This window comes from Dietzia maris, from assembly GCF_036287335.1.
Taxonomy (GTDB): domain Bacteria; phylum Actinomycetota; class Actinomycetes; order Mycobacteriales; family Mycobacteriaceae; genus Dietzia; species Dietzia cinnamea.
The window spans coordinates 1310620-1327832 of the sequence record NZ_CP143053.1 but is presented as its reverse complement, the minus strand read 5'-3'; the positions used below and the strand labels follow the sequence as shown (position 1 = coordinate 1327832).

The 17213-nt window shown below is 71.6% G+C and carries 16 protein-coding genes; 10 read left to right on the top strand and 6 right to left on the bottom strand.

The annotated features are described in order from the left end of the window. Positions 1 to 28: 28 nt before the first annotated feature. Entirely contained in the window at positions 29 to 1006 is a 978-nt protein-coding gene (locus VYL96_RS06070) for a carbohydrate kinase family protein (RefSeq protein WP_131884840.1), read from the bottom strand. Positions 1007 to 1079: 73 nt separating this feature from the next. Continuing rightward, positions 1080 to 1427 carry a HesB/IscA family protein gene (locus VYL96_RS06065; RefSeq protein WP_007632903.1) on the bottom strand — a complete coding sequence of 116 codons (348 nt, stop codon included), beginning with the start codon at positions 1425 to 1427 and terminating at the stop codon, positions 1080 to 1082. A gap of 165 nt (positions 1428 to 1592) precedes the next feature. Here VYL96_RS06065 and VYL96_RS06060 point away from each other — a divergent pair, with 165 nt between their 5' ends. Genes VYL96_RS06060 through VYL96_RS06050 form a run of 3 tightly spaced genes read left to right on the top strand, consistent with a single transcriptional unit; the run spans position 1593 to position 4818 of the window. Beyond that, positions 1593 to 2276: a DUF3043 domain-containing protein gene (locus VYL96_RS06060; protein WP_131884841.1), complete on the top strand. Its 684-nt coding sequence runs from the start codon at positions 1593 to 1595 to the stop codon at positions 2274 to 2276. A gap of 34 nt (positions 2277 to 2310) precedes the next feature. Beyond that, a complete protein-coding gene (gene cobT, locus VYL96_RS06055; protein ID WP_131884842.1) occupies positions 2311 to 4035 on the top strand; it encodes a nicotinate-nucleotide--dimethylbenzimidazole phosphoribosyltransferase in 1725 nt (574 codons plus the stop codon). A gap of 6 nt (positions 4036 to 4041) precedes the next feature. Further along, positions 4042 to 4818, top strand: coding sequence for an adenosylcobinamide-GDP ribazoletransferase (locus VYL96_RS06050; RefSeq protein ID WP_131884843.1), 777 nt, complete (start codon positions 4042 to 4044; stop codon positions 4816 to 4818). Positions 4819 to 4845: 27 nt separating this feature from the next. Here VYL96_RS06050 and VYL96_RS06045 read toward each other — a convergent pair whose 3' ends face one another. Together VYL96_RS06045 and gcvT are read right to left on the bottom strand one after the other, a co-directional pair. After that, positions 4846 to 5946 carry a branched-chain amino acid aminotransferase gene (locus tag VYL96_RS06045; protein WP_131884844.1) on the bottom strand — a complete coding sequence of 367 codons (1101 nt, stop codon included), beginning with the start codon at positions 5944 to 5946 and terminating at the stop codon, positions 4846 to 4848. Between the two features lie 42 nt (positions 5947 to 5988). After that, positions 5989 to 7101, bottom strand: coding sequence for a glycine cleavage system aminomethyltransferase GcvT (gcvT, locus tag VYL96_RS06040; RefSeq protein WP_131884845.1), 1113 nt, complete (start codon positions 7099 to 7101; stop codon positions 5989 to 5991). A 145-nt stretch (positions 7102 to 7246) separates the two neighbouring features. Between gcvT and VYL96_RS06035 the strand changes: the two genes are divergently transcribed. Next, positions 7247 to 8761 carry a leucyl aminopeptidase gene (locus tag VYL96_RS06035; protein WP_131884846.1) on the top strand — a complete coding sequence of 505 codons (1515 nt, stop codon included), beginning with the start codon at positions 7247 to 7249 and terminating at the stop codon, positions 8759 to 8761. A gap of 23 nt (positions 8762 to 8784) precedes the next feature. Here the strand turns inward: VYL96_RS06035 and VYL96_RS06030 are convergent, their stop codons facing one another. Next, positions 8785 to 9150, bottom strand: a complete 366-nt coding sequence (locus VYL96_RS06030) for a hypothetical protein (protein ID WP_007632918.1) — start codon at positions 9148 to 9150, stop codon at positions 8785 to 8787. Positions 9151 to 9469: 319 nt separating this feature from the next. Here VYL96_RS06030 and sucB point away from each other — a divergent pair, with 319 nt between their 5' ends. The 4 genes from sucB to VYL96_RS06010 all read left to right on the top strand — a co-directional run bounded on the left by sucB (position 9470) and on the right by VYL96_RS06010 (position 14453). Further along, the gene (sucB, locus tag VYL96_RS06025; protein WP_131884847.1) at positions 9470 to 11746 is read left to right on the top strand and encodes a 2-oxoglutarate dehydrogenase, E2 component, dihydrolipoamide succinyltransferase; all 2277 of its coding nucleotides are present in this window, start codon (positions 9470 to 9472) and stop codon (positions 11744 to 11746) included. 115 nt (positions 11747 to 11861) lie between these two features. Then, positions 11862 to 12539, top strand: coding sequence for a lipoyl(octanoyl) transferase LipB (gene lipB / locus VYL96_RS06020; protein ID WP_131884848.1), 678 nt, complete (start codon positions 11862 to 11864; stop codon positions 12537 to 12539). 21 nt (positions 12540 to 12560) lie between these two features. Then, entirely contained in the window at positions 12561 to 13667 is a 1107-nt protein-coding gene (gene lipA, locus VYL96_RS06015) for a lipoyl synthase (protein ID WP_243699548.1), read from the top strand. A gap of 30 nt (positions 13668 to 13697) precedes the next feature. Beyond that, entirely contained in the window at positions 13698 to 14453 is a 756-nt protein-coding gene (locus VYL96_RS06010; RefSeq protein WP_061230035.1) for a DUF4191 domain-containing protein, read from the top strand. A 3-nt stretch (positions 14454 to 14456) separates the two neighbouring features. Here VYL96_RS06010 and VYL96_RS06005 read toward each other — a convergent pair whose 3' ends face one another. Further along, positions 14457 to 14942 carry an RDD family protein gene (locus tag VYL96_RS06005; protein WP_061230036.1) on the bottom strand — a complete coding sequence of 162 codons (486 nt, stop codon included), beginning with the start codon at positions 14940 to 14942 and terminating at the stop codon, positions 14457 to 14459. Between the two features lie 219 nt (positions 14943 to 15161). Here VYL96_RS06005 and glnA point away from each other — a divergent pair, with 219 nt between their 5' ends. Then, on the top strand, positions 15162 to 16595 hold the full coding sequence (glnA, locus tag VYL96_RS06000; protein ID WP_131884849.1) for a type I glutamate--ammonia ligase: 1434 nt from the start codon (positions 15162 to 15164) through the stop codon (positions 16593 to 16595). A gap of 162 nt (positions 16596 to 16757) precedes the next feature. Continuing rightward, the gene (locus VYL96_RS05995; protein ID WP_131884850.1) at positions 16758 to 17168 is read left to right on the top strand and encodes a hypothetical protein; all 411 of its coding nucleotides are present in this window, start codon (positions 16758 to 16760) and stop codon (positions 17166 to 17168) included. Positions 17169 to 17213: the final 45 nt, after the last annotated feature.

The window sequence follows — 17213 nt, the reverse complement described above, 5'->3', positions numbered from 1 at the left end:
GGGCGGGCACGGCGGACCGGGCGGCGGGTCAGGCCGGGAGGAGCGAGGAGATCTCCTCGGCCGCCTCGTCGCCGTAGGTGTCGGCGAGACGGCGGCGCGCGGCCACCGGGTCGATGGTCCACTCCTGGGTGCCGGTGGTCTCGAGGACGTGCGTGGCGATGAGCGCACCGAACTGGGCCGAGCGCTCGAGCGACAGTCCGTCGAGGACACCGCTGAGGAAGCCGGCGCGGAACGCGTCGCCCACGCCGGTCGGATCGAGCAGGTTGTCCGACGGGACGATCCCGACCTCGATCGGCTCGGAGCCCTGCTCGACGATCACCACGCCCTTGCCGCCGCGGGTCGTGACGCGGGTGCCGACCCTGGCGTCGAGTTCGGCCGCCGTCCAGCCGGTCTTGTTGAGCAGCAGCTCGTACTCGTACTCGTTGGTAAACAGGTAGCGCGCACCGTCCACCAGGGCGGTGGCCGCCTCGCCGTCGAGGAACGCGAGCTGCTGGGAGGGATCAGCGGCGAAATCCAGGCCCAGCTCGCGGCACTCCGCCGTGTGGGAGTTCATCGCGGTCGGGTCGTTGGCGCCGATGAGGACGATCTCGGGGCGGCCGATCCGCTCCACCAGGCGGGCCAACGAGATGGTGGCGGCCTCCCCCATCGCGCCGGGGTAGAACGACGCGAGCTGCGCCATCTCCGAGTCGGTGGTGCACACGAACCGGGCGGTGTGCAGGGCAGAGCTGATGTGGACCGCCGAGCAGTCGACGCCGTGCCGCTCGAGCCAGTCGCGGTAGTCGGCGAAGTCCTCGCCCGCCGCGCCCACCAGATGGGGCCGACGACCGAGCACGCCGAGCGCGAAGGCGATGTTGCCACCGACGCCGCCGCGCCGGATCTGTAGCGAATCCACCAGGAAGCTCAGCGATACGTGCGCGAGCTGGTCCGGCAGGAGCTGCTCGGAGAAGCGACCCGAGAAGGTCATGAGGTGGTCGGTGGCGATGGAACCTGTGATGACGACGGGCATGCCCCAGACAGTAGACGACCCGGACCGATGCGTGATCGGTCCGGGTCGTCAGGCGGTCAGCGCGACCGAGGGGTCAGTTGAACGAGTCGCCGCAGGCGCACGAACCGGTGGCCTGGGGGTTGTCGATCGTGAAGCCCTGCTTCTCGATGGTGTCGACGAAGTCGATCGAGGCACCCATGAGGTACGGGACGCTCATGCGGTCGACGGCGAGCTTGACGCCGCCGAAGTCGTCCACCACGTCGCCGTCGAGCGAACGGTCGTCGAAGAAGAGCTGGTAGCGCAGGCCCGCGCAGCCACCGGGCTGGACGGCGATGCGCAGGGAGAGGTCGTCACGACCCTCCTGATCGAGCAGGGCCTTGGCCTTGGCGGCGGCGGCCTCGGTGAGCAGTACGCCGGTGGCGGTGTTCTCCGCAGTGGTCATGTCGGTTCTCCTTGCGATCCGAGAGGGCTTCGGGGACGTATGCAGGTTCCAACGTCCACCGGGGAGTCCTCTATTCCCCGGCTCCCGTTCCCCTCCACACGATACGCCTGCCACCTCGTACGGGTGAATGTCCGGCACAACCGGGGATCGCCTAGCCTTGAGTGCGTGAAGTTGCGCGCATTCGGCTCCAGAGACGACGAGACCGGCAAGGACTCCCCCGCCCCCGAGGCGGCGACGGAGTCGACGCCCGAGCCCGCCGTCGACCCGCGGCGTCCCGCGGGCAAGGGCAAGCCCACGCCCCGCCGCCGCGACCAGGAGCGCGCCCGCGGGATGCGCCAGGGGCCGGTCACCGCTCCGCTCACCCGCAAGGAGGCGAAGGAGCGCCGCAAGGCAGCGCAGGCCTCCATGACCAAGGAGGAGCGCCGCGCCGCGAAGGCCGAGGAGCGCGCCGCCCGCGAGGAACGCCGCCAGCTCATGATGGAGGGCGACGACCGCTACGTCCTCTCCCGCGACCGCGGCGAGGTCCGGCGCTTCGCCCGCGACTGGGTGGACACCCACCGCCGACTCATCAACTGGTTCATGCCACTGGCGCTGTTCGTCATCGTCTTCCAACTCATCCCCAACCCGGAGCTGCTGGCGTTCAGTCAGACGCTGTTCCTCGTCCTCATCGCGGTCGTCGTGATCGACGGCGTGCTCCTCGGCCGAACCGTGAACAAGGCGGTCCGCGAGCGGTTCCCCGACACCGACGACACCGGTTTCGGCATGGGCTGGTACGCGGTCATGCGCGCGACCCAGCCGCGGATGCTGCGCACCCCGCGTCCCCGGGTCCGCCCGGGCGACGCCATCTGATCCCGCCCCGCTGCTCCCCGGAAGGGTCTGACCCATGCGCCTGCTCGTCCTCGGTGGCACCCGCTCGGGTAAATCCGCCCACGCCGAGTCCGTGGCCGCCGCCACCGGTACCGACGTCGTGTACGTCGCCACCGCCCGTCGCGACCCCGACGACGCGGAGATGACCGCCCGCATCGCCGCGCACCGCGACCGCAGGCCGGACGAGTGGGTCACCGAGGAGACCGACGAGGTCACCCGCGTCCTCGCCGAGCACCCGGACTCGACCGTCCTCGTCGACGACCTCGGGGGCTGGCTCACCCGACGCATGGACGCCACTCTCGGGTGGACCGACGGGGGTTCCGCGGTCGCCGACGAGACGGACGCGCTCGTCGCCGCGGTCGCCGAGCACCCCGGCCCGGTCGTGTTGGTCTCCCCCGAGGTCGGCCTCGGCGTGGTCCCGGACACCCTCTCCGGCCGGGTGTTCGCCGACGTGATCGGCTCGCTCAACCGGCGACTGGCGCAGGTGTGCGACTCGGCGGTCCTCGTCGTCGCCGGGCGTGCGCTACCCCTCGACGACGCGCGCCCGACCCCCGCCGCCACCACGCCCGTCGTTACGGCCGCGGCGACGACCGCGCCCGCCGACACCCCGGCCGAGCCTCCCGCCAGCACGCCCACCGACGCGCACACCGGAGCCTCGCAGGACTTCCCCGGACGCTCCGACGTCGCGCACTACGACGACCCGGTCGTCTTCCCGCCGGTCCACCCGCCGTCCCACGCGGTCGCCGAGGAGGCCCGCGGTCGCCACCTCACGCTGACCAAGCCCGCGGCGTCCCTCGGACGCCTCGAGGAGCTGGGCGTCTGGATCGCCTCGTGCCAGGGCACGTGTCCGCCGCGCCCGCTCGAGCGGGCTCGCGTCGTGGTGTTCGCCGGTGACCACGGTGTCGCCGAGCACGGGGTCTCCGCGTTCCCGCGGGAGGTCACCCTGCAGATGGCCGACAACATCGTCGCCGGGGGCGCGGCCGTGTCCGTCCTCGCCCGCACCGCCGGCGCGACGGTCCGGGTGGCCGACATGGCGATGTCCGCGGAGCGCCCCGGGGGTCTCGACGACCACAAGGTCCGCCGCTCCAGCGGTTCCATCGACCGGGAGGACGCGCTGAGCCCCGAGGAGGTGCGGGCCGCGATCGCCGCCGGCCGCCGCATCGCCGACGAGGAGGTCGACTCCGGGGCGGACCTGCTCATCGCGGGTGACCTGGGCATCGGCAACACCACTCCGGCTACCGTCCTCACGTGCCTGGTCACCGGCCACGAGCCCGTCGAGCTCGTGGGGCGCGGTACCGGCGTCGACGACGAGGGATGGATGCGTAAGACCGCCGCCATCCGCGACGCCATGTACCGCGCGTCCGGCGACCTCCGCGACCCCGTGGCGATGCTGCGGAAGGTCGGCGGTGCCGATCTCGCGGCGATGGCCGGGTTCCTCGCTCAGGCGGCGATCCGCCGGACGCCGTGCCTGCTCGACGGCTCGGTGGTCACCTCGGCCGCCCTCATGGCCGAGGCGCTGGCGCCCGGCTGCCGTCAGTGGTGGGCGGCCGGGCACCGCAGTGCCGAACCCGCCCACTCGGCGGCGCTGACCTACCTGTCACTCGACCCGATCCTCGAGCACGCGATGCGACTGGGTGAGGGCAGCGGCGCCGTCGCCGCCCTACCGGTCGTCCACAACGCCGTCGCGATCCTCACGGAGATGGCGACCTTCGCCGACGCCGGGGTCAGCGGCCGGGACTGACGGCTCGTGATCGACGCGGTCCGCCTCTCGCTGTCGTGGATGACGGTTATCCCCGTCGGCCGCGGCGGCGTCCCCGACGCGACCGCGGCCGGACGCGCCATGACGGCGCTCCCCGCCGTGGGACTGGTCTGCGGCGCCACGGCCACCGCCCTCGCCCACGGCGCTCACGCCCTCGGGGCCGGCGCGATGCTCTCCGGCGTCGTCGGCGTGGGGGCCGTCCTGGCGCTCACCCGCGGCATGCACGTCGACGCCCTGGCCGACACCGCCGACGGGCTCGGGTCGTACGCCGGCCCGGACCGTGCGCTCGAGATCATGCGCTCGGGCTCGGTGGGGCCGATGGGGGCAGCCGTGCTGGTCCTCGTCCTGCTCGCGGAGGTCGCCGCGCTCGGCGCGCTGGTCGGCTCGGGGGCGTGGCTGGCCCCCGTCGCGGCGTTCGTCCTGTCCCGCTGTCTACCGGTGGTGCTGCTGCGCCGCGGGGTTCCCGCCGCGTCGTCGACGGGCTTCGGCGCGCTCGTGGCGGGCTCGCAGTCGCGCGTCGCGGTGGCGATGACCGCGGTGCTGTGCGCGGTCGCCGGCGCGGGGCTGGCCGGCGGCGCGTCGCCCGCCGACCGGTGGTGGGCGCCGGTGGTCGGCGCGGCGGCGGGCCTGCTCGCCTACGCGACCGCGGCGGGTTTCGGCCGCCACGTCGTCCGCCGGTTCGGTGGCGTCAACGGCGACGTCCTCGGTGCGGTCATCGAGGCCGGCACCGCCGCGGCTCTCGTCGCGGCGGTACTCCTCGCCTGACGGCGCCGGGGGGTCACACGGCCCGGCTCAGGCCAGGCGCGTCATCCAGCCGAACGGGTCCTCGACCGAACCCCGCTGGATGCCGGTGAGGGTCTCGCGCAGCCGCATGGTGATCGCGCCCGGGCCACCGTCGCCGACCGTGTAGCCGCCGCCGGCGTGCTGGACCGAGCCGACGGGGGTGATGACGGCGGCGGTGCCGCAGGCGAACACCTCGGAGATCTCGCCCGAGGCGACGCCGGACTCCCACTCGTCCACGGAGACCTTGCGCTCGGTGACGCGGTAGCCGAGGTGCCGGGCCAGCTGCAGGAGGCTGTCGCGGGTGACGCCGGGCAGCAGGGAACCGGACAGTTCGGGGGTGACGATCTCGGCCGAGTCGCCGGCGCCCAGGACGAAGAACAGGTTCATCCCGCCCATCTCCTCGACGTACTTGCGCTCGATCGCGTCCAACCAGACCACCTGGTCGCACCCCTTGGCGGCGGCCTGCTCCTGGGCGGCCAGGGAGGCGGCGTAGTTGCCGCCGAACTTGGCGGCGCCGGTGCCGCCCGGGCTGGCGCGGACGTACTCGGTGCTCAGCCAGACGCTCACGGGGGCGACCCCGCGGGAGAAGTACGCGCCGGCCGGGGAGGCGATGACCGAGTAGAGGTATTCGTCAGCCGGCCGCACGCCGAGTCCGGTCTCGGTGGCGATCATGAACGGTCGCAGGTAGAGCGCCTCCTCATCGCCGGCGGCGGGCACCCAGTCGCGGTCGATCGACACGATCTGGCGCAGCGACTCCATGAACAGCTCCTCCGGCAGCTGCGGCATGGCCAGGCGCCGCGCGGAGCGGTTGAAGCGGGCGGCGTTCTGCTCGGGCCGGAAGGAGGCGATGGAGTCGTCGGCCTGGCGGTAGGCCTTGAGGCCCTCGAAGATCGTCTGGGCGTAGTGCAGGACCACGGCGGACGGGTCGATCGACAGGGGCGCGTACGCCTCGACGACCGGCGTCCCCCAGGCACCGCCGGCGTACGGGATGGTGACCATGTGGTCGGTGAAGTGCTTGCCGAAGCCGGGGTCGGCGAGGATGGCGGCGCGCTCGTCGGCGGTCCTGGGCGAGGCGGACGGGCGGATGTCAAAGTCGGTCGTGTCGGACATGGCGGGTCTCGTTCCTGGAGTGCGGGGGCGGGAAGGGCGGGGTCAGCGGGTGCGGATCTCGACGAGCGGGGGTACCGCGAGTCGGCACGGTACCTCTCGTCCGCGGACGTCCACGATGACCTCGTCGCCCTTCTTGAGCCCGGCGTCCAGGTCGATGAACGCCAGCGCGATCCCCGTCTTGAGCGTGGGCGAGAACGTGCCCGAGCTGGTGACACCCACGTCGCGGCCGTCGGCGCGCACGGTCTGGCCGGCGCGCAGGACGCCGCGGCCGGTGACCTGGAGGGCGTACATGCGTCGGGCCGGGCCGGCCTCCTTCTGCCGCAGCAACTCCTCGCGGCCCCAGAAGGACGGCTTGTCCCACCCGATGGCCCAGGCGCAGCGCGCCTCGAGGGGGCTGAGGTCCACGGACAGCTCGTTGCCGTGGAGCGGGTAGCCGGCCTCGGTGCGTAAGGAGTCGCGCGCGCCGAGACCGCACAGCGCACCCTCGCGGGCCAGGACCTGCTCGGCCAGCGCGTCCCACACCTCTCCGGCCTCGTCCCACGCGGGCAGGACCTCGAACCCGTACTCACCGGTGTAGCCGGTGCGGCAGATCCGCACGGATCGCCCGTTCCAGTCGGCGTCGACGAACGCCATGTAGTCGAGCTCGGTGGGCAGCCCGAGCGCGCCCAGCACCTCGCCGGCGAGCGGGCCCTGGACGGCGATCACGGCGCGGGAGCGGTGCTCGTCGGTGACGGTGACTTCCGGCGCGCGCTCGGCGGCCGCGGCCTGCAGCCGGCGGACGACCTCGGCGGTGTTGGTGGCGTTGGGGATGAGGAAGATCTCGGAGTCGGAGACGCGGTAGGCGATGAGGTCGTCGACCACTCCCCCGGACTCGTCGCAGCAGAGCGTGTACTGCGCACTGCCGGCGGAGATGCGGTCGAGGTCATTGGTGAAGCAGGAGTTGACGAACTCCGCGGCACCCGGACCGGAGACGAGGGCCTTACCCAGGTGACTGACGTCGAACAGCCCCACCGTCGTGCGGGTGGCGGTGTGCTCGGCGACGGTGCCGGTGTACTGCACGGGCATCGACCAACCACCGAAGGGCGCGAAGGTGGCCCCGGCCTCCGCGTGGCGGGAGTGCAGCGGCCCCTCGTAGAGGTCCCCCGTGTCTGTCATGTGGCCACTCCTCGCGCTCTCCGGTCACGGCTTCCGTTCCACGGTAGTCGATAGACTATGGTGCCCTCGCCGTGACGGTCCCACCGCGGGCGTCCGGGCACCGGACCTGACCGACCTCATCCCGCCGACCACCAGGAGCGCCCCTATGCCGACCGCGCAGTCGATCCTCAGCCACACCCCGGACATCGCCCCGATCGAGGCGGTGACCGCACCCGCGGAGTCCGATGTCGTGGTGATCGGCATCGCCGCGCCCGCCGGCTCGGGTGACGGGGTCCCCGTCGTCGTCGCCCCCGGTCTCGAGGCGGCGGTGACCGACGCGGTGGCCGAGGTCGCGCACGCGGTCGGCGCGTCCACGAAGGTCGGGTCCACGACCCGCGTGCCGGCGCCGGAGGGCGTGCCCGGCGCGTCGGTCGTGTTGGTCGGCCTGGGCGCCTCGGACGACGAGATGTCCGACGAGACGCTGCGCCGCGCGGCCGGCGCCGCCGCGCGCGCCTGCCGCGGGCTGGGGTCGGCGCTGGTGCTGCTCGACGCCGAGCGCGCCGAGCCGGTGGCCCTGGGCGCGGGCCTGGGATCGTTCCGGCCGGCGAAGGTCACCGGATCCGACGGGGGCGACGACGACGAGAAGTCCGATTCCGTGCGGGTGCTCGTCGCCGAGGGGGGCGCGGACGCCGTGGCCCGGGCCGCCACGATCGCCGAGTGCGTGGGCCTCGCGCGCGATCTGGTCAACACCCCGCCCAACCTGCTGTTCCCCGGTTCGTTCGCCGATCGTGCCGCCGAGCTGGGGCGCGATGCCGGGCTCGAGGTCGAGGTGCTCGACGAGGCCGCGTTGGCCGAGGGCGGTTACGGCGGCATCCTCGCCGTGGGCGGCGGCTCGTCGCGTGGCCCGCGCCTGGTGCGGCTGACCCACCGGGGCGCCGAGGGGCGTCCGACCGTGGCACTGGTGGGCAAGGGCGTCACCTTTGACACCGGCGGCATCTCCATCAAGCCGGCCGCGGGCATGGAGCAGATGACGATGGACATGGGCGGTGCGGCGGCCGTGGTCGCGACCGTCATCCTCGCCGCGCGCCTGGGCCTGGACCTCACCGTGGTGGCGACCGTGCCGATGGCCGAGAACATGCCGTCGGCCACCGCCTACCGGCCGGGCGACGTGCTCACCATGTACGGGGGCACGACCGTCGAGGTGCAGAACACCGACGCCGAGGGGCGGCTCATCCTGGCCGACGCGATCGTCCGCGCCTGCGAGGACTCGCCGTCCCACCTCATCGACACCGCCACGCTCACCGGCGCGCAGATGGTGGCGCTGGGCAAGAAGACCCCGGGCGTCATGGGCACCGACGGGTTCCGTGACCGGGTCGCCGAGCTCAGCCGGGAGATCGGCGAGGGCGGCTGGCCCATGCCGCTGCCCGAGGAACTGCGCGACGGGCTGGATTCCGAGGTGGCGGACCTGACCAACGTCACCCCGAACCGCTGGGGCGGCATGCTGTCGGCCGGACTGTTCCTGCGCGAGTTCGTCGGCGAGGGCGTGGAGTGGGCGCACATCGACGTCGCCGGCCCCGCCTACAACGACGGCGGCCCCGAGGGCTACCTGCCCAAGGGCGGCACCGGCGTGCCGGTCCGTACGATGCTCGCCGCGCTCGAGGACATCGCCGCGGCGGGCTGACCGCCCCGCCGCGACGGATCCGGTCAGCGCCCGTCGGCCTCGCGCATCTGTTCGCGCAGCCGGCGGGCGCGTTCGCGCTTCTCGCGGGTGATGCGGACCTGCTCGTAGTCGCGCATGCGTTGCGGGTAGCCCTGGATCGAGGCGTCGAAGAGCGGCAGCTTCAACCGCGCGGCCAGCCTGCGGGCGGTGGCGACGTCACCGACCGGGCGGCGGGTCCACTCGCCGTCGAACGCCACCAGGCACAGGCCCGGCACGGAGACGAGGGTCTCGGGCTCGAGGTAGGCCTCGACGCCCACCCGCGTGCGGCACCACCGGCGGAGGTGGTCGAGGTCGGCCGGGTCGGCGGCGATCCCCCGCCGACGACGTCCGAACAAGTCGCGGATCCCCACGGTCGGCCTCCTCCCGCCGGCCCCCCGTCCGGGGTGGGGCCGGTCACGCCGGTTCGATCGTACCCATCACGAGCAGCGCGGATCGCGTCGCCCGCCGGGGGGATTCGGCGCCCGGCTCGGGTCGGATCGGGGCGTCCGACGACACCGCCCAGTGGCAGAGGGCACAATGGACGGCGATCGTCCGGCCGGGTCGGCACCGCGGGTCCGTCCGAGGCGCTATCGACGAACAGACAGCAGACCCACACACGACGCCGCTCACAGCGGGCGCTGACCGCGCCGGGGAGCAGCGCCTCTAGACCTCTCGAGGAGTCACGACACCATGGCCTTCTCCGTACAGATGCCGGCTCTCGGTGAATCCGTCAGCGAAGGGACCGTCACCCGCTGGCTCAAGAAGGAGGGGGACACGGTCGAGGTCGACGAGCCATTGCTCGAGGTCTCCACCGACAAGGTCGACACCGAGATCCCCTCCCCCGCTGCGGGCACCCTGCAGAAGATCGTCGCCGAAGAGGACGAGACGGTCGAGATCGGCGGCGAGCTGGCGGTCATCGACGACGGCTCCGGCGGGTCCGATGACTCGGGCGACGACGCCGCTGACGACGATGCAGACGACGCCGCCGATTCCGATCAGGCCGAGGAGGCCGACGACTCCGCCGACGAGCCCGCCGAGGAGCCGGCGCCGAAGAAGTCCTCCGGCGGCTCCGGCGGCGGCAAGGGCACCGACGTCACCATGCCCGAGCTCGGCGAGTCCGTCACCGAGGGCACCATCACCCGCTGGCTCAAGTCCGTCGGCGACACCGTCGAGGTCGACGAGCCCCTGCTCGAGGTCTCCACCGACAAGGTCGACACCGAGATCCCCTCCCCCGTCGCCGGCACCGTCCAGAAGATCGTCGCCGAGGAGGACGAGACCGTCGAGGTCGGCGCCACCCTCGCCGTCATCGGCGACGGCTCCGGCAGCTCCGACGACGCGGGCGACGCAGGCGACGACGACTCGGACAGCGACGACGACGCAGCTGACGCTCCCGCCTCCGACGACCAGGGCGCGGACGACGCGTCCGACTCCGCGGACGAGGCCGACGACGAGCCCGCCCCCGCGAAGAAGTCCTCCGGCGGCTCCGGCGGCGGCAAGGGCACCGACGTGACCATGCCCGAGCTCGGCGAGTCCGTCACCGAGGGCACCATCACCCGCTGGCTCAAGGCCGTCGGCGACACCGTCGAGGTCGACGAGCCCCTGCTCGAGGTCTCCACCGACAAGGTCGACACCGAGATCCCCTCGCCCGTCGCCGGCACCGTCCAGAAGATCGTCGCCGAGGAGGACGAGACCGTCGAGGTCGGCGCCACCCTCGCCGTCATCGGCGACGGCTCCGGCAGCTCCGACGACACCGACGACGCGAGCGACGACGACCAGTCGGCCGAGGATCAGAACGCGACCGACGCCAAGGACGAGGGCGTCGACGCCTCCGGCGAGGACGAGGTCCCCGAGGACACCCCCGCCCAGGAGACCGAGGCCGCGGCCAAGGCCGAGAAGAAGTCCGAGAAGAAGTCCGAGGACACCTCCGCGAAGAATTCCGCGAAGCCGGCGCCGAGGACGTCCTCCGCGGACGAGTCGTCCGACGCGGTCCCGCCCCGGGCCGAGCCCGCCGCCGCCAAGGCCGGCACCTCGCCGTACGTCACCCCGCTCGTGCGCAAGCTCGCGCAGGAGCACGGCGTCGACTTGGACTCGGTCAAGGGCACCGGTATCGGCGGCCGGATCCGTAAGCAGGACGTCCTCGCGGCGGCCGAGGGCTCGGGCTCCGACTCCGGTTCCGAGGCCCCGGCCGAGGAGAAGGCGCCCAGCGGCGGCCCGTCGAAGGCCGGCGTCCGGCCCGAGCTCGCGGAGCTGCGCGGCACCACCAAGAAGGCCAACCGGATCCGCAAGATCACGGCGCAGAAGACCCGTGAGTCGCTGCAACAGACCGCTCAGCTCACGCAGGTCTTCGAGGTGGACATGACCCGGGTGGCGCAGCTGCGCTCGCAGGTCAAGGAGAAGTTCGCCGACAAGCACGGCGTCAAACTGACCTACCTGCCGTTCTACGCCAAGGCCGTCGTCGAGGCCCTGGTCTCGCACCCCAACGTCAACGCCTCGTACAACGAGGACGCCAACGAGATCACCTACCACGGGTCGGTGAACCTCGGCATCGCCGTGGACACCGAGGCCGGACTGCTCTCGCCGGTCATCAAGAACGCCCAGGACATGGACATCCCGGCCCTGTCCAAGGCGATCAACGACCTCGCGGAGCGGGCCCGGTCTTCCAAGCTGACCCCGGACGATCTCTCGGGCGGCACGTTCACCATCACCAACATCGGTAGCGAGGGTGCCCTCTTCGACACCCCGATCCTGGTCCCGCCGCAGGCGGCGATGTTGGGTACCGGCGCGATCGTGCGCCGTCCGGTGGTGGATGCCGACGCCGACGGCGAGTCGATCGCCATCCGGTCCATGGGCTTCATGCCGATGACGTACGACCACCGCCTCATCGACGGTGCCGACGCCGGCCGTTTCCTCACCACGGTCAAGGACCGCCTGGAGAAGGCCGAGTTCGAGGGCGACCTCGGACTGTAGTCCCACCGCCGGTTCCGCCGACCACGCGACGGGCGTCCTCCTTACGGGGAGGGCGCCCGTCGTCGTGGTACCACCCTCCCGGGCCACGCGCGCCCACGCGGCCTACCCTGGTGGTATGTCTCACACCGGTCAGTCCCTGCGCCGCGACCCGTCCGCCCCGGAGATCCGGCGGCTCGGCACCGTCGAGTACTCCCCCACGTGGGACCTCCAGCGCACCCTGGCCGAGGAGCGCGCCGACGGGCGACGCGGAGACACCGTGCTGCTCCTCGAGCACCCCGCCACCTACACCGCCGGCAAGCGGACGGAGCCGTCCGACCGGCCGGTCGACGGCACCCCGGTCGTCGACGTGGATCGCGGCGGGCGAATCACCTGGCACGGCCCGGGCCAGCTCGTCGGGTACCCGATCGTCGCGCTGACCGACCCGATCGACGTGGTCGAGTACGTGCGCCGCGTCGAGCAGGCACTCATCACCACCTGTGCCCGGCTCGGCGTGGAGGCCGGCCGCGTCGACGGTCGCTCCGGGGTCTGGTGCGCGGCCGCGGGCGGGCGGCCCGAACGCAAGATCGCCGCGATCGGGATCCGCGTCCAGCGCGGGGTGACAATGCACGGGTTCTCCCTCAACTGCGACTGCGACCTGACCGCGTTCTCCCGGATCGTGCCGTGCGGGATCGTCGACGCCGGGGTCACCTCGCTCACCGCCGAACTCGGCCGCACGGTCACCGTGTCGGACGTTCTCGATCAGGTCACCTCCGACGTGGTGGAGGCGCTCGACGGCCGACTGCCCGTGTCCTGAACCACGCGTAGTCTTGGTGACGTGACTGTGACTCCCGAGGGCCGCAAGCTCCTGCGCATCGAGGCCCGCAACGCTGAGACCCCCATCGAACGCAAACCGTCGTGGATCCGTACGCGTGCCACGATGGGCCCCGAGTACAAGGAACTGAAGGGCCTCGTGCGAGGTGGCGGTCTGCACACGGTGTGTGAGGAGGCCGGTTGTCCGAACATCTACGAGTGCTGGGAGGACCGCGAGGCGACGTTCCTCATCGGCGGTGAGCAGTGCACCCGTCGTTGCGACTTCTGCCAGATCGACACCGGCAAGCCCTCCGCCCTCGACCGCGACGAGCCCCGCCGTGTCGCCGAGTCGGTCCGCGAGATGGGCCTGCGCTACTCGACCATCACCGGCGTCGCGCGCGACGACCTCGACGACGGCGGCGCCTGGCTGTACGCGGAGACGGTCCGCAAGATCCACGAGCTCAACCCCAACACAGGGGTAGAGAACCTCATCCCCGACTTCAACGGCGACCCCGACCAGCTGGCCGAGGTCTTCGAGTCGCGCCCCGAGGTGCTCGCACACAACCTGGAGACCGTGCCCCGGATCTTCAAGCGGATCCGGCCCGCGTTCCGGTTCGAGCGCTCCCTCGACGTGATCCGCGCCGCCCGCGACTTCGGTCTGGTGACCAAGTCCAACCTCATCCTGGGGATGGGCGAGACCACCGAGGAGATCGTCGACGCGATGCGGGACCTGCACTCCGCCGGCTGCGACATCCTCACCATCACCCAGTACCTACGCCCCACCCCCCGGCACCACCCCATCGACCGGTGGGTCAAGCCCGAGGAGTTCGTGGAGCTGTCCGACCAGGCCCGTGAGATCGGCTTCGCCGGCGTCATGGCCGGCCCGCTCGTCCGCTCGTCCTACCGCGCCGGTCGCCTGTACGTCCAGGCGCTCGAGCACCGCGGCCAGGAGGTGCCCGAGCACCTGCGGCAGCTCACCTCGGAGGGATCGGCGTCGCAGGAGGCCTCGAGCGTGCTGGCCCGCGAGGCCGCGCGCCTGACCCGGGCACGCACACCCGGCGCCGCACCCGCCGCGCTCCTCCCGCCGCCCTCGCCCCGTCACGCTCGGGGCGAGGGCGGCGCGGTTCTCTGACCGCGCCCCACGCCACGTATCCTCAGGGGTATGGCGAAGAGCGAGGTCAGCAAGGCGGACAAGAAGGCGGCCCGGGCCGCACGGCGGGCGGCGGGCAAGGAGCAGCGCGGCCAGATGTGGCAGGCGCTGAAGATCCAGTCCAAGCAGGACAAGCTCCTGTGGCCGCTGATGATCGGTGCACTCGTCCTCTCGGCCGTGGTGTTCTTCCTCCTCGGCACCCTGTGGGGCGGCGAGTGGTGGATGTTGCCGCTGGGTGTGCTCGTGGGCCTCATGCTCGCGATGGTCGTCTTCTCGCGGCGCGTGCAGAACACCGTGTACGGCAAGGCCGAGGGGCAGCCGGGCGCCGCCGCGTGGGCGCTGGACCAGCTGCGGTCGGGATGGCGGGTCAACCAGGCCGTCGCCGCCACCACCAGCTTCGACGCCGTCCACCGCGTGGTCGGCCGCTGTGGGATCGTGCTCGTCGGCGAGGGCCAACCGCACCGGCTCAAGCCGCTCATGACGCAGGAGAAGAAGAAGGTTGCCCGCGTCGTGGGCGACACCCCGATCTACGAACTGATCGTGGGCGACGAGACCGACGCGACCCCGGAGCAGGTGCCGCTGCGCAAGCTCAACCGGCGCCTCACCCGCTACCCGATGAACATCAGCCGCGCCAAGGTCGACGCCCTGGACACCCGGCTGCGCGCGCTGAGCACCAAGACCGGCGTGCAGAACCAGATGCCCAAGGGCCCGGTCCCGCAGGGCGCGAAGGTCCGCAACATCCAGCGAAGCGCCCGCCGCCGGGGCTGATGCTCAGCGGGAGCGGATGAGCGCCGTGCCTGTGGCGCGGTCGTGCATGCCGCGGCCGTCCTCGTCCTGGATAAGCGGGGGCAGCAGGAAGAAGATGAACACCACCCGCACCAGGGAACGCAGGAAACCGACCCGCTCCTCCTCGTCCACCCGGGCGGTGCCGATCCCGAGCACCGCCTGGCCCGGGGTCTGCGCGAACAGCCAGACGCAGACCACGCCGATCACGCCCCACACCAACGGCACCGCCCAACTGGACACCGCCGCGAACGAGTCACCGCCCAGCACACCGGGCCCGGCCACCGACACGACCGCGGCCACCAGGCCGTAGGCCAGGAACCAGTCGACCACGAGGGCTCCGAAACGGACACCGAGCGGGGCCATCGAGCCCGGGCCGGACTCTGGCAGACCGAGGTTCTCGCCCTTGAACTTCTGCTCCGGCCCGCTGCCGGACGTGGGTCCGGACAGCCACGATCCCGCTACATCACGCATGTGGCCAGCGTAGCCCGGCGAGCTGCCGTTCCTCATGTCGGCGACCCCCGCCCCGCACGACTAGGCTTGTCCCATTGGGAGGGACACCCCCGGCCGTCTCGTGTAACACCGGCGAAACATTCGCTTGACGGCCGGGCAACACCTCGCCCATATCGTGAGGTCACCGCACGACGGGAGACACCGGTCGCCCGTCGCACTTGAAGAGACGAGGAGCGAATCGTGGCATTCTCCACTCCGGACGAGGTCATCAAGTTCATCAAGGACGAGGGCGTCGAGTACGTCGACATCCGGTTCACTGACCTGCCGGGCAACGAGCAGCACTTCACGATCGCCGCAGCGGCGTTCGACGAGGACTTGTTCGAGGACGGCCTGGCCTTCGACGGCTCCTCCATCCGGGGTTTCCAGTCCATCCACGAGTCGGACATGATGCTCCTCCCGGACGTCGCCACCGCCCGCCTTGACCCCTTCCGCCGGGCCAAGACGCTCAACGTCAGCTGCTTCGTCCACGACCCGTTCACCCGCGAGGCCTACAGCCGCGACCCACGCAACGTCGCCCGTAAGGCCGAGGAGTACCTGATCTCCACCGGCATCGCCGACACGTGCTTCTTCGGCGCCGAGGCCGAGTTCTTCGTGTTCGACTCCGTCCGCTACGGCTCCGGGACGAATCACGGTTTCTATGAGGTCGATTCGAGCGCCGGCAACTGGAACACGGGCGCCGGCCAGGAGGCCGACGGCTCGCCCAACCTGGGCTACAAGGTCCGCGAGAAGGGCGGGTACTTCCCCGTCGCCCCGTACGATCACTTCGTCGACCTGCGCGACGAGATGTCCACCAACCTCACCAACGCCGGCTTCGAGCTCGAGCGTTTCCACCACGAGGTGGCCGGCGCCCAGCAGGAGATCAACTACAAGTTCAACACCCTGCTGCACGCTGCCGACGACGTCCAGCTGTTCAAGTACATCGTCAAGAACACCGCCTGGAAGAACGGCAAGTCGGCCACGTTCATGCCCAAGCCACTCTTCGGCGACAACGGCTCGGGCATGCACGCCCACCAGTCGCTGTGGAAGGACGGCAAGCCGCTGTTCCACGACGAGTCCGGCTACGCGGGGCTGTCCGACATCGCCCGCTACTACATCGGCGGCATCCTGCACCACGCGCCGTCGCTGCTGGCGTTCACCAACCCCACGATCAACTCGTACCACCGGCTCGTCCCGGGCTACGAGGCCCCGATCAACCTCGTGTACTCACAGCGCAACCGCTCGGCGTGTGTCCGGATCCCGATCACCGGCAACAACCCCAAGGCCAAGCGCATCGAGTTCCGCTGCCCCGACTCGTCCGGCAACCCGTACTTCGCGTTCGCCGCGATGATGATGGCCGGCATCGACGGTGTGAAGAACAAGATCGAGCCGATGGCTCCGGTCGACAAGGACCTCTACGAGCTCCCGCCGGAGGAGGCCGCCGACATCCCGCAGGCGCCCACCTCCCTGCCCGCGGTGATCGACCGCCTCGAGCAGGACCACGATTACCTCACCGAGGGCGGCGTGTTCACCGAGGACCTCATCGAGAACTGGATCTCGTACAAGCGGGAGAAGGAGATCGCCCCGGTCAACCTGCGGCCGCACCCGCACGAGTTCGAGCTCTACTACGACTGCTGAGCGCACGGCGATCTGATCGCCGGCCCTGCATGATCCGGAGCCCATAGCCCCGGAAACCCGAAACGCCCCGGCCCCACGGCCGGGGCGTTTACGGTTGTGCCAGGTAGCACTGGTCGCCCGGATCGCCACCGGGCGGTGGGCCGGGAAGGAGCCGGGATCACCATGGACACGGACGCTTTCGACTTCCGCAGCGCCTCCCCGCGGGCCAGGCCGCTCAAGGTGGTCGCCGCCGCCCTGGACCCCGAACACGACCCCGAGGCCGACCGCGAGGGACAGGGTTACCCGGTCCTGCTCAAGCTCTCGCGGGTGCTGGACCCCGAGGAGGCCCGCCTCATCCTCGAACGCAACCCCTTCCTCCACGCCACGGCCGGCTCCCGCAAACTCATCGCCATGGACACGTCCGTGGAGACCCTGCGGGAACAGAAGGACCGCCTCCAGTTGCTGCTCGCCGAGGTCGAGGCGAACGCCCTGGCCGAGCAGGCGCGGCAGCGCATGGAGGAACACCGCGCCGCCGAGCTGCGGCTGGCCGAACTGCGGCGCCGCAACGAGGTCCTCGGCGAGATCGAGTGGTGACCCGGGACCGGATGGGAAACGCCCGCAGGCGTGGGAGAATCCGGC